The organism is Verrucosispora sp. NA02020 (assembly GCF_013364215.1).
GTDB lineage: Bacteria > Actinomycetota > Actinomycetes > Mycobacteriales > Micromonosporaceae > Micromonospora.
This window is the reverse complement of sequence record NZ_CP054923.1, coordinates 6,436,559-6,448,251: the sequence shown is the minus strand read 5'-3', so window position 1 is coordinate 6,448,251 and position 11,693 is coordinate 6,436,559. Positions and strand designations below refer to the sequence as shown.

The following is an 11,693-nucleotide window of genomic DNA, read 5'->3' as shown; positions in this document are numbered from 1 at the left end:
TGCGGGGTTCGGGGGCGTGGTTCTGCGGGTCCGGTCCGGTATCCTGACCGGCGGTCTTCGCCAGCAGGCCGCCGACCGGCGTCGGCGGCGGCCGACGCCGCGCAGCGCCCCATCGGGGGCCGGCGGCCGACGGAAGGATGCTTTCGTGCGCAGGTCCATGCCCATCGGGCGGCGGGCTCTCCGGCCGCTGATCGCCCTGCTCGCCGCGGTGGCGCTGCTGTTCGGCCTCGGGGCCGTCCCGGCGTACGCCGAGCCCAACGAGGGGGGCAGCAAGAAGCTGCGGGACGCCCTGGAGTCGACCGCCAAGGCGCACATCGAGGCCAAGCGGAAGCTTCAGGGCTCGGAGAAGCGGCAGAAGGAGATGGCCGCGCAGTTGGCCGACGTGGAGGGCCGGCTCGGCGAGCTGACCGATCTGGTCGGCGAGGTGGCCGCGCAGTCCTACCGGGTCGGCCGGCTGAGCGCGGCGGCCGCGTTGCTGGACAGCGGCACCCCGGAGGCCTTCGTGCAGCGGGCCGCCAGCCTGGACATGATGGCCCAGCGGGACGGTCGCCGGGTGCGCGAGCTGACCGCGGCCCGCGAGGAGGCCCGGCAGGCGAAGCTCGCGATCAACGCCGAGGTGCGCGAGCAGCGCAAGCAGCTCGCCGTCATGGCGAAGAAGAAGAAGGAGGCCGAGACGGCCCTGGCCGCCGTCAGCTCGGGCGGCAGTGGCGGTTTCAGCGGCGGCAACTCCAGCTCGGCCAGCCCGGCACCGCGCAACTCCGACGGCTCCTGGCCCGGTGAGTCGTGCTCGGTGAACGACCCGACGACCTCCGGCTGCATCACCGCGCGCACGCTGCACATGCTCAACCAAACCAAGGCGGCCGGTTACAAGCGGCACGTCTCCTGTTACCGCAGCGGCGGCTCGGGTGAGCACCCGAAGGGCCGGGCCTGCGACTTCTCGGCCGCCACGAACGGGTTCGAGGACCGCACGGCCACCGGCGGCGACAAGTCGTACGGGGACAGCCTGGCCGCCTGGCACGTCCGCAACGCCGACCGGCTCGGTGTGCTCTACGTGATCTGGTACCGACAGATCTGGCACCCGGGGACCGGCTGGCGGGCGTACGGCGGCAGTGGCAGTCCGGCCGCGGATCACACGAACCATGTTCACACTTCGATGTACTGACCCGGCGCCCCTTTCCCGCTGCGTACCATCGCCACGATGAACTCTCCATCGCCTGAGGTGGCGGTGCCCGCCGTGCCCTCCGAACCGGAGGCACCCCGGGCACTGCCCAACGGGCTCGCCGCGTTCCTGGTCTTCTACTCCAGCGGAGCCGTCCTGGTCCTGGAGACCGCCGCGTTGCGCCTCGTCGGGCCGTACGTGGGGGTCACTCTCCAGGTGACCAGCTCGGTCATCGGCATCGCGTTGGCCGCGATCGCGTACGGGGCGTGGGCGGGCGGCTGGCTGGCCGACCGGCGCAATCCGCGTACGCTGCTGGCGCCCGCGCTGGTGCTCTCCGGCATCGCCACCGCGATCACCCTGCCGGCGGTGCGGTACGCCGGTGAGGTGCTGCGTGGCGGCGCGGAGAGCGCGATCCTGCTGCTCGTTGTGGTCGCCGTCTTCGCGCCCGCGATGCTGCTCTCCTCGGTCAGCCCGCTGGTGATCAAGCTTCAGCTCGCCGACCTGCGCCGGACCGGTCAGGTGGTCGGCCGGCTCTCCGGCATCGGCACCCTGGGTGCGGTGACGGCCACCCTGGTCACCGGCTTCGTGCTGGTCGCTGCGCTGCCGAGCACGGTCATCCTGTTCGGGCTGGCCGCCTCGCTGGGCATCACCGGGATCGCGCTCGGGGTGTACCTGCACCGGCAGGACCGGGCCGGCCTGCCGGGTCCGGCCCGGACCAGGGCCGCGCTGGCGGTGCTGGGGCTGGTCGGGGTGGGACTGACCGTGGTGGCGCCGGACCCGTGCGACGTGGAGACGGCGTACCACTGCGCCCGGGTGGAGGCGGATCCCGGCCGGTCCAGCGGGCGGACGCTGCTCCTGAACTCGGCCCAACACTCGTACGTCGACCTGGCCGACCCGACCCACCTGGAGTACGCGTACACCCGGTGGATCGGGGCGGTGGCGGACGTGATGGCGCCGGAGGGCCAGCGGCTCGACGCGTTGCACCTGGGCGGCGGCGGGTTCACCGTGCCGCGTTACCTGACCGCCACCCGGCCCGGCACCGACAACCTGGTCTTCGAGATCGACGGCGGGCTGGTCGAGTTGGGTGAGCGCCACCTCGGCGTACGGCAGGGACCGGACCTGCGGGCCGCGGTGGGCGACGCCCGGATGCTGGTGGTCGCGGAGGGCACCGACACGCGGGACTTCGTGGTCGGCGACGCGTTCGGCCACCTGGTGGTGCCGTGGCACCTGGCGACCCGGGAGATGGCGGCCGAGGTGCGGCGGGTCGTCCGGCCCGGCGGGGTGTACGTGCAGAACGTGATCGACTACCCGCCGCTGCGCTTAATCCGCAGCGAGGTCGCCACCGTCTCCGCCGAGTTCCGGCACGTCGCGCTGATCGCCCCGCCGGAGGCGCTGGCGGGGGAGCGGGGCGCCAACTTCCTGATCGTCGCCTCGGACACGCCGCTGCCGCTGGCCGCCGTGCGGGCCCGGCTGGACGACCGCAACGAGGCGGTCAGCCTGCTCTCCGGCGGCGACCTGACTGATTTCGTCGGTGACGCACTGGTGTTGACCGATGACTACGCGCCGGTGGACCAATTGCTCGCGACCGCCTGATCGGGTGAGATCCTGACCGAATCCGACCAGAAAGGTGTAGGCGGGTTCGTGTCGGGCAACAACGCCGACCATGGGTGGTGGCCAACGCAGGGGCACGCAACTGGTCGGTGAGCGGTACCGACTGATCGAGCAGGTCGGCACCGGCGGGATGTCGGTGGTCTGGCGCGGCTACGACGAGGTGCTCGGCCGCCAGGTGGCGGTCAAGGTCCTCGCGTCCCGGCTGGCCAGCGACCGGGCGTTCCGGCACCGGATCCGGATCGAGGCACAGGCCGCCGCCCGGCTCTGCCACCCCAACATCACCAACGTGTACGACTACGGGGAGTCCGAGCAGGTCGGGCTGACCGTGCCGTACGTGGTGATGGAACTCATCGACGGCGCTCCGCTGACCGCACGACTGCGCCGCGACGCCCGGCTGCCGTGGCGGGAGGCGGTGACGGTGGCGGCGGAGGTGGCCTCCGCACTGGCCACCGCGCACGCCCGGGGTGTGGTGCACCGGGACGTCACGCCCGGCAACGTGATGCTGACCCCGACCGGCGTCAAGGTCGTCGACTTCGGCATCTCGGCGCTGGTCGGGGAGAGCGAGAAGGGGCCGGACGGCACACTGCTCGGCACCCCCGCCTACCTCGCCCCGGAACGGCTCGACAACGGCCAGGTCAGCCCGGCCACCGACGTGTACGCGGTCGGCCTGCTGCTCTACCGGATGCTCACCGGGCGGCTGCCCTGGGAGGCGAACACCACCACGCAGATGCTGCGGGCGCACCTGTACCGCGAACCCGAGCCGATGCCGGACGTGCCGGGGCTGCCCGACGGCGTCGCCGCGCTGGTGCACCGCTGCCTGGCGAAGTGCCCGGAGGACCGGCCGCGTACCGCCGAACTGGCCCGGTGCCTCGCCGAGGCGGTCGGCAAGGTGACCGCGCGGGCCGAGGACGAACGGGCCCCCGCGCCGATGATGCTGGCCAGCGTCGGCACCACGATTCTGCCCTGGTCCGCCGCGACCGACGCGCTGCCCTTCGCCGGCCAGCGGACCCGCCGTGCCACGACCCGCCGCCGCCGGATCGAGGCGGCGGTGGCCGCCACCGCGTTGATCGGCGTCACGGCGATGGTCTGGACGATGACCTCGCGCAGCCCGGCCAGTGGCGGCATCGATCAGCTCACCCAGGCCCGGATGGGCGTCGAGGAGACGGTCCCCTGCCAGGTCAGCTACGCGTTGCGGACGGACTCGGGCACCGAGTTCACCGCCGAGCTGAGCCTGACCAACTCCGGCGAGCGGGAACTGCGCGACTGGACGATGAGTTTCACCTTCCCCGGGAAGCAGAAGGTGACCAAGGCGAGCCCGGCGCAGGCCCGCCAGCAGGGCCGATCGGTCGCCGTGCAACCGGCGTCGGGGAAGCCGACGTTGGCGCCGGGAGCCACCGAGAAGATGAGCCTGACCGGCCGGTACACCGGACCGAACCCGCTGCCGGTGGAGTTCCGGGTCGGCGACGCGCGGTGCGGGGTGCAGGTCTCCGGGGTCGCCGGGAGCGCCCCGGCAGCCGGTAAGCCGGTGAAGGCCACCACCACGACGTCGAAGGCCGGTTCGGGCGGCTCCGGCGGCACCAGGGCCAAGGGCGGGGCGGAGAAGAAGCCGGCCGGCACGAAGACCAAGCCCGGCAAGGAGAAGCCCGGTAAGGAGAAGGCGGGCAAGGACAAGCAACCCGGCAAGGACAAGCCGAAGAAGGGCAAGCCCGGCAAGGGGTGACACCGACCTCAGGTGACCAGGGAGAACCGCTGTACGTGCTCGATGGTCCCCTCGACGATGAGCGTGCTGTCCCGGACCAGTTCCAGCCCGTCGGAGACGTAGCGGAAGCGGCTCTCCCCGGGCGGCTTGATACCGATCACGCGTACGCCGTAGCGGTCCAGCAGCCGTACCTCGCTGATCGCCTGTCCCACCAGCGACTCCGGTACGCGGAGCTTGGCGATGGCGAACGCGTCGTCGAACTCCACGAAGTCGAGCATCCGGCTGACGATCAGGTGGGCCAGCCGCTCGCCGGTCTCCGCCTCGGGGAAGATCACGTGCTGCGCGCCGACCGAGGAGAGGATCTTCGCGTGCTGCGCGGAGGTGGCCCGCGCCCAGATCTGCGGTACGCCGAGCTCGACCAGAGCCAGCACGGTCAACACACTGGCCTGCACCGAGGCGCCGATGGCCACCACCACGCGTTGCAGGTCGGCGACGCCGAGCTGGCGCAGCGCGTCCTCGTCGGTGGAGTCGGCCTGGGCCACCTCGTCGAGCTGGGCCGACCACTTCTGCACCTGCTGGGCGTTGCGGTCGATGGCCAGCACGTCGTGCCCGAGGGCGCTGAGCGACTCGGCCAGGTGACAGCCGAAACGGCCCAGCCCGATCACGGCGATGGTCTCGTCGTCGGATCTTCTAGCCGACAATGGGTTGCTCCTCCGGGTAGCGGTAGAGACGGCGACGGGTGTTCAGGGCGATCGCCGAGCCGAGGGTGAGCGGACCCACCCGGCCGATGTACATCAGGACGGTCAGCAGGAACACGCCCCCGTCCTCCAACGACGACGTCAGCCCGACCGTGAGCCCGGTGGTGCTGAACGCCGAGGTGATCTCGAACAGCGTGCTGGTGAGCGGTAACCCGTCGGTGAGCAGGATCAACACGCTGGTGCCGGCGGCCACCATCGCGACGCTGAGCAGGGTGACGGTCAACGCCTGCCGCTGGCTCGACGTGGCGATGCGCCGGTGCCCGACCGTGACGTCCGGCTCGCCCCGGATCTCCGCCCACATGATGAAGGCGAGCAGGAAGAACGTGGACACCTTGATGCCACCGGCGGTGCTGGCGCTGCCGCCGCCGACGAACATCAACGCGATCAGCAGCGGGTAGCTCTCCTCCCGCAACCGGTCGATCGGCATCACCTCGAAGCCGCCGGTGCGGGAGAACGTGATCTGGGTGAACGCGGCGTTCACCTTGCCCGGAACGTCGTACTGGCCGATGGTCCAGGGGTTGGACCACTCGCTGGCCAGCAGGATCACGAACCCGACGGCCACCAGCACGACGCTGCCCCAGATGGTCAGCTTGGTGGCCACCGACCAGCGCACCGGCCGCCGCCACTGGCGGACCGCCTCGAACAGCGCCGGGAACCCCAGCCCGCCGACGATCGAACCGAGAGCCAGCGGCAGGGTCACCCAGGGGTCCCGGGCGAAGGCCAGCAGCCCGTCGGAGTAGAGCGAGAAGCCGGAGTTGTTGAACGCCTGGATCGAGTGGAAGGACGCCGACCAGAGCGCTCGCCGCAGGGGATACTCGTAGCCGAGCCAGAGCCGGGCGGTGAGCACGACCGTCATCACCACCTCGCAGACCAGCACCGTGGTCCCGATGCGCATCAGCAGCCGGCGTACGTCACCCAGTCCGTACTCCAGGGTCTCGGCCTGGACCAGCATCCGGTTGTGCAGACCGAGCCGCCGGGACACGGTCAGGACCACCAGTGCGGCGAGCGTCAGGATGCCGAGTCCGCCGACCTGGGTCAGCACCGTGATCACCACGAGCCCGGTCTCGGACCAGTAGTTCGGCGTGTCGGTGATGGCCAGCCCGGTGACCGAGACCGCCGAGGTGGCGGTGAACAGCGCGACCGGAAACGGCGGGTGCTGGTGCTGGATGGTCATCGGCTCCAGCATCAGCAGGCCGGCGCCGAGCAGGATCGTCACGAGGAAGCCGACCGGTACCAGCCGCACGGGGTGACGAAGGAACCGGCGCACCAGACAATCTTCCGATTCCGTCCGGTTCGGGGTGCGGGAATCGAGATCCCGAGCCTCCACCGACCGTCAGGCGCCCCAGCCACCAGCCACCGGCCACCGTGCGGCAGTGGCCGCTGTCCTCGCCCCTCGCGCCGATCATGGAGTTGTGGCGAGGGAATCGCGGCCGACCACGACGGGCCGTGTCACCTGTCCCGCACCTGACGTCGCCTGGCCGGGGACAAGCGGGAGGGTACGGCGGCAGGGGCGGCCCGTCGCCGTGCCGCCCCTGACCGATCAGCCGTTGAGCAGGTCGTACGCCGCCGTGGGCGCCTTCTCTGCCTCGTCCTCGGTGAACGCGACGATCGCGGGGGCGCTGCCGAAGTCGAAGTACTCGACCACGTACTCCGACGCCTTCTGCTCCCCGTCGGCCGGGATCGCCAGGGTGAGCGAGGTGAGGTTGCCGTCCGCCCCCACCACGGCGGTGAGCGGGATCTGCGTGATGGCGTCGCTGAGCTTGGCCACGCCCTCCAGGGCGTCCGCCAGGTCCGGCTGGGCGGAGAGGTCGACCGTGCCGGTGTACGTCCCGCCCTCACCGGCCTGGACGTCGCTGGCCGCCTGGATGATCACCTCGGCGTTGCCGGGGTCGGTGCCCTCGTAGGTGGGCAGGGAGTCCGGCCCGTCGACCTTCGTCGGGTCCAGTTCCATCCACGTGGTGGGCAGCTTCATCAGCTTCTGGATGTTCTTGTCGCCCTTGAAGTTGACCTTCATCCAGGTGCGTGACTCGATCATCCGGAAGGACATCTCCAGGGTGAAGTCCTTGTCCTTGGTGACCGTGTCGATGTCCATGCCCCGGTTCGCCGGGTCGACCACTCCGGACACGTCGCCGGAGGTGGTGAAACGGAACGCCGGGTCCTGGTCGCCGGGTACCGCGTCCAGCAGTTCCTGCTTGGGGTCCGGCGGTGGCGGGGCCGCCTCCGGGGCGTCCTTGTCGTCGCAGCCGGCCACCAGGGTCGCGGCCAGCAGGGCGATCGTCGCGACCGCGAAGCGCCGGGTCGTGGCGGTGGTACCGGTTCGCTGAGTCATCTCGTCTCTCTTCCGCGGATCGAACGGAATCGTATGCCAGACGCCCCGCTGCCGCGTCCCGCCACCACGTCGTACGGCCACCCACCCACCCCCACATCACCGCCGGTCCGCCGCGCCTCTCGTGGGCCGTCGGTCACCTCACCGTGCGCCCTTTGCTCTGCTTCACCCCACGCACCGAACACGCCCGGATTCTGTTGCGCCAGTTGAAGCAGAGCAAAGGACGCCGGGGACAACACCGGACCGACCGCAGCAGGGCACCCTGCCGCCCGCCTGGCAGCCGAGCCCGCCGAGCGCGCTGAGCGCACGCCGTGACGGGCCGGTCGTCCGACGGTGCTGGTAGAAAGGCCGGATGAGCCAGGAACGGACGACGATCCGGCAGCGGGCCGAGGCGGTGCTGCGGCGGCTGGCGGGCGAGGACGCCCGGCTCCGGGAGGACCAGTGGCGGGCGATCGAGGCGTTGGTGGTCGACCGACGGCGGGTGCTCTGCGTGCAGCGCACCGGTTGGGGCAAGTCGGCGGTCTACTTCGTGGCCACCGCGCTGCTGCGGCAGGAGGTGGACGGCCGGGAGCCGGCCGGGCCCACCGTGATCGTGTCGCCGCTGCTGGCGTTGATGCGTAACCAGGTCGAGTCGGCGGCCCGGGCCGGTATCCGGGCGCGCACCATCAACTCGGCCAACCTCGACGAGTGGGACGAGATCACCGGCGAGATCCACGCCGGTGCGGTGGACGTGCTGCTGATCAGCCCGGAGCGGCTCAACAATCCGGACTTCCGGGACGGCGTACTGCCGAGGTTGGCCGCCACCACCGGCCTGTTGGTGGTCGACGAGGCGCACTGTGTGTCGGACTGGGGGCACGACTTCCGGCCGGACTACCGGAGGTTGCGGACCTTCCTCGGCAACCTGCCGGAGCAGACGCCGGTGCTGGCCACCACCGCCACCGCCAACGAGCGGGTGACGCGGGACGTGGCCGAGCAGCTCGGCACCGAGGCGGTCACGTCGGGGCGGCAGCGACCGGACGTCCTCGTGCTGCGCGGCAGCCTGGACCGGGAGTCGCTGCGGCTGGGCGTACTCGACCTGCCGAGCCCGGCGCACCGGCTCGGCTGGCTCGCCGACCACCTGGACCGGCTGCCCGGCTCCGGCATCATCTATACGTTGACCGTGGCGTCGGCGACCGAGACCGCCGAGTTCCTGCGGTCGCGGGGCTGGACGGTGGCCGCGTACACCGGGCAGGCCGAGGACGCCGACCGCCGCGCCGCCGAGCAGGACCTGCTCGACAACAAGATCAAGGCGTTGGTCGCCACCAGCGCGCTCGGCATGGGCTTCGACAAGCCGGACCTCGGCTTCGTGGTGCACCTGGGCGCGCCCCCGTCGCCGATCGCCTACTACCAGCAGGTCGGCCGTGCCGGCCGCGCGGTCGAGCATGCCGAGGTGCTGCTGCTGCCCGGTGTCGAGGACCAGGCCATCTGGCGGTACTTCGCGTCGCTCGCCTTCCCGCCCGAGGACCAGGTCCGCGCCGTGCTGGCCGCGCTGCACACCGGCCGGCCGCTCTCCACCCAGGCCCTGGAGCCCCTGGTCGACCTGCGCCGGGCCCGGCTGGAACTGATGCTCAAGGTGCTCGACGTGGACGGCGCCGTCCGCCGGGTGCGCGGTGGGTGGCTCGCCACCGGCGAAACCTGGGTCTACGACGAGCCCCGGTTGCGGCGCGTCGCCGCCGCCCGCGCCGACGAGCAACAGGCCATGCTCGGGTACGCCGCGACGACCGACTGCCGGATGCGCTACCTGCGGGACTGTCTGGACGACGCGGAGGCGGCCGACTGTGGGCGCTGTGACCGGTGCGCCGCGCCGCTGTTCACGGCGGAGGTGTCACCGGCCGCGCTGACCACCGCGCAGACGTTCCTGGGTCGCCCCGGCGTGCCGCTCGCGCCCAAGAAGCTCTGGCCGACCGGGTTGGAGGCGGTCGGCGTACCGCTGAAGGGCCGCATCGCCCCGACGGAGCAGGCCCTTTCCGGACGGGCCGTGGGCCGGCTCTCCGACCTCGGCTGGGGTGGCCGGCTGCGCGGCCTGGTCGGGCCGGGCACGCCGGACGGCCCGCTGCCGGACGACCTGGCTGCCGCCGTCATCGAGGTGCTCAAGGCGTGGGCGCACGGCGACGACCCGTGGCCCCGCCGCCCGGCGGGCGTGGTCGCGGTCGACTCACGGACCCATCCGGTGCTGGTCGGGTCGCTGGCCGAGCGGATCGCCGCCGTCGGGCGGCTGCCGCTGCTGGGCCGGGTCGTCTCGGCCGGTCCGCCGGCCGGTCCGCGTGGCAACAGCGCCCAGCGGGTACGCACCCTGCACGGCGCCCTCACCCTGCCCGAGCCGCTCGCCGACGCCCTCACCGGGCTGGACGGCCCGGTCCTGCTCGTCGACGACCTGGTCGACTCGGGCTGGACGATGACGATGGCGGCGCGGGAACTGCGCCGCGCCGGTGCCCCCGACGTCCTGCCGCTGGCCCTCGCCGTCGCCGGCTGACGCTCGGCACACGGCCGGGCGGACACCCTCACCCACGTGCCAGGCCAGACCGGGACCGGTCCGCGGGTGCGACCGGAGCCACGACCGGGCGTACCCGCCGGGGCGCCGCAGCATCCGGCGGTACGGTGGGCGCATGGCTGACCAGGAACCCGACGCGCCCGCGTTCGGGTCGGTGCGGGTCGCCGAGCGGCCGGCGGCGGGCGGCGACCCGGACGCGGTCCCCGCGACGCCGGACCGGGCCACGCTGCGGCTGGCCCTGGTGGTCGGCGGGTTGGTGCTGGCCGTGCTGCTCGGCTTCGGCCTCGGCCGGATCAACGGCGGTGGTCCGGCAGCGGCACTCGGCGGCGCGGGGGACAGCGCGCTGGCCGACCACAGTCACGCACCCGGCGTCGGCGCGCACTCGCACGGCGCCGACCAGGAGGCCGCCGCTGAAGCCGGTGGGCTGGCGATCAGCCGGGACGGCTACACGCTCGCCCCGCTGTCGGTCGAGTTCACCGCCGGCCGCGAAGGTGAGCTGCGGTTCCGGGTCGAGGACGGGCAGCGCCGCGCGGTCACCCGGTTCGCGGTCGTGCACGACAAGCCGATGCACGTCATCGTGGTGCGTCGCGACCTGAGCGGCTATCAGCACCTGCACCCGACCATGGCGGCGGACGGCACCTGGTCGGTGCCGCTCACCCTGGCGCAGCCCGGCCTGTGGCGGGCGTACGCCGACTTCACCGCGCTCGCCGACGACGGCCGGCAGACCGCCACCACGCTCGGCGTGGACCTGGTCGCCCCCGGCACGTACCAGCCCCGGGACCTGCCCGCCCCGGCCACCACCGACATGGTCGACGGGTGGACCGTCGGATACCAGGGCTGCCCCGAACCCGGGCTGACGGTGCCGTTGAGTTTCCGGGTCGCCGGTGCGGACGGCGCCGCCCCGGCGCTGGAGCGGTACCTCGGCGCGTACGGGCATCTCGTCGCGTTGCGCGAGGGCGACCTCGGGTACTTGCACGTGCACCCCGAGACGGAGTTGGTCGACGGTGCGATCCAGTTCTGGCTGACCGCGCCGGGGCCGGGGCGGTACCGCCTCTATCTGGACTTCGCCACCGGCGGGCAGGTCCGTACCGCCGAGTTCACGGTGACCGTCGGCTAGCTCAGCCGGCCCGGCGGATCGGTCGGCGGGCGAGGTAACGCAGCAGGTCGCGGATGTGATGCTTCTCCTCGGCCGGCACGGCCGGGTCCGCCAGCCGTTGCAGGATCACCCGGACGTCGGCCTCGACCGGGCCCTCGTCGCCGCGTCGCCAGGGCCCGGGGCCGGCGTCGGGCAGGCCGAGTGCGCGGAAGGCCGCTGCCACCGGCAGGTCCAGCGCGGCGCAGAAGCCGCGAACCTTGGCCAACTCGGGGTAGTCCTGCCAGTCACCGGCCAACCAGCGGAAGACGGTCGAGCGCCCGACGCCGGTGTGCCCGGCCAGGTCGGTGACCGTCCACCCGCGTTCCTCCCGGGCGTCGTCGATGGCGCGGCGCACGAAGCGCGCGAACGCCATCTGCGGCGAGACCTCTGCCGAACTCATCCGGTGGGTATGCCCTCCCGACCGGCACCCGACGGTGCGTTCTTCGAGACTAGTACGCGAAGTTGCGGACGCAAC

9 protein-coding genes are annotated in these 11,693 nt (G+C 72.3%); 5 read left to right on the top strand and 4 right to left on the bottom strand.

What is annotated here, in order from left to right:
• The first annotated feature begins 157 nt into the window (after positions 1–157).
• The 3 genes from HUT12_RS28785 (at position 158) to HUT12_RS28775 (ending at position 4,490) form a co-directional block, all read left to right on the top strand.
• The gene (locus HUT12_RS28785) at positions 158–1,162 is read left to right on the top strand and encodes a hypothetical protein (RefSeq protein WP_131054303.1); all 1,005 of its coding nucleotides are present in this window, start codon (positions 158–160) and stop codon (positions 1,160–1,162) included.
• Positions 1,163–1,198: 36 nt separating this feature from the next.
• Positions 1,199–2,752: a fused MFS/spermidine synthase gene (locus HUT12_RS28780; protein ID WP_176095275.1), complete on the top strand. Its 1,554-nt coding sequence runs from the start codon at positions 1,199–1,201 to the stop codon at positions 2,750–2,752.
• Between the two features lie 70 nt (positions 2,753–2,822).
• Positions 2,823–4,490 carry a serine/threonine-protein kinase gene (locus HUT12_RS28775; protein WP_176095274.1) on the top strand — a complete coding sequence of 556 codons (1,668 nt, stop codon included), beginning with the start codon at positions 2,823–2,825 and terminating at the stop codon, positions 4,488–4,490.
• 8 nt (positions 4,491–4,498) lie between these two features.
• Here HUT12_RS28775 and HUT12_RS28770 read toward each other — a convergent pair whose 3' ends face one another.
• The 3 genes from HUT12_RS28770 to HUT12_RS28760 form a co-directional block, all read right to left on the bottom strand.
• On the bottom strand, positions 4,499–5,170 hold the full coding sequence (locus HUT12_RS28770) for a TrkA family potassium uptake protein (RefSeq protein WP_131054300.1): 672 nt from the start codon (positions 5,168–5,170) through the stop codon (positions 4,499–4,501).
• Entirely contained in the window at positions 5,160–6,494 is a 1,335-nt protein-coding gene (locus HUT12_RS28765) for a TrkH family potassium uptake protein (RefSeq protein WP_176095273.1), read from the bottom strand. The genes HUT12_RS28770 and HUT12_RS28765 overlap by 11 nt, the downstream gene beginning before the upstream one ends.
• A 273-nt stretch (positions 6,495–6,767) precedes the next feature.
• Positions 6,768–7,556, bottom strand: a complete 789-nt coding sequence (locus HUT12_RS28760; protein ID WP_176095272.1) for a hypothetical protein — start codon at positions 7,554–7,556, stop codon at positions 6,768–6,770.
• 349 nt (positions 7,557–7,905) lie between these two features.
• Here HUT12_RS28760 and HUT12_RS28755 point away from each other — a divergent pair, with 349 nt between their 5' ends.
• Positions 7,906–10,065: a RecQ family ATP-dependent DNA helicase gene (locus tag HUT12_RS28755; protein WP_176095271.1), complete on the top strand. Its 2,160-nt coding sequence runs from the start codon at positions 7,906–7,908 to the stop codon at positions 10,063–10,065.
• Between the two features lie 133 nt (positions 10,066–10,198).
• Entirely contained in the window at positions 10,199–11,200 is a 1,002-nt protein-coding gene (locus HUT12_RS28750; protein ID WP_254876981.1) for a hypothetical protein, read from the top strand.
• A 1-nt stretch (position 11,201) separates the two neighbouring features.
• Here the strand turns inward: HUT12_RS28750 and HUT12_RS28745 are convergent, their stop codons facing one another.
• Positions 11,202–11,618: a helix-turn-helix domain-containing protein gene (locus HUT12_RS28745; RefSeq protein ID WP_176095270.1), complete on the bottom strand. Its 417-nt coding sequence runs from the start codon at positions 11,616–11,618 to the stop codon at positions 11,202–11,204.
• Positions 11,619–11,693: the final 75 nt, after the last annotated feature.

What these genes read in the sequence shown, in the direction of transcription:
- HUT12_RS28785 (WP_131054303.1), top strand. Translation starts at nt 158, where the DNA reads ATGCCCATCGGGCGGCGGGCTCTCCGGCCGCTGATCGCCCTGCTCGCC.
- HUT12_RS28780 (WP_176095275.1), top strand. Translation starts at nt 1,199, where the DNA reads ATGAACTCTCCATCGCCTGAGGTGGCGGTGCCCGCCGTGCCCTCCGAA.
- HUT12_RS28775 (WP_176095274.1), top strand. Translation starts at nt 2,823, where the DNA reads ATGGGTGGTGGCCAACGCAGGGGCACGCAACTGGTCGGTGAGCGGTAC.
- HUT12_RS28760 (WP_176095272.1), bottom strand. Translation starts at nt 7,556, where the DNA reads ATGACTCAGCGAACCGGTACCACCGCCACGACCCGGCGCTTCGCGGTC.
- HUT12_RS28755 (WP_176095271.1), top strand. Translation starts at nt 7,906, where the DNA reads ATGAGCCAGGAACGGACGACGATCCGGCAGCGGGCCGAGGCGGTGCTG.
- HUT12_RS28750 (WP_254876981.1), top strand. Translation starts at nt 10,199, where the DNA reads ATGGCTGACCAGGAACCCGACGCGCCCGCGTTCGGGTCGGTGCGGGTC.
- HUT12_RS28745 (WP_176095270.1), bottom strand. Translation starts at nt 11,618, where the DNA reads ATGAGTTCGGCAGAGGTCTCGCCGCAGATGGCGTTCGCGCGCTTCGTG.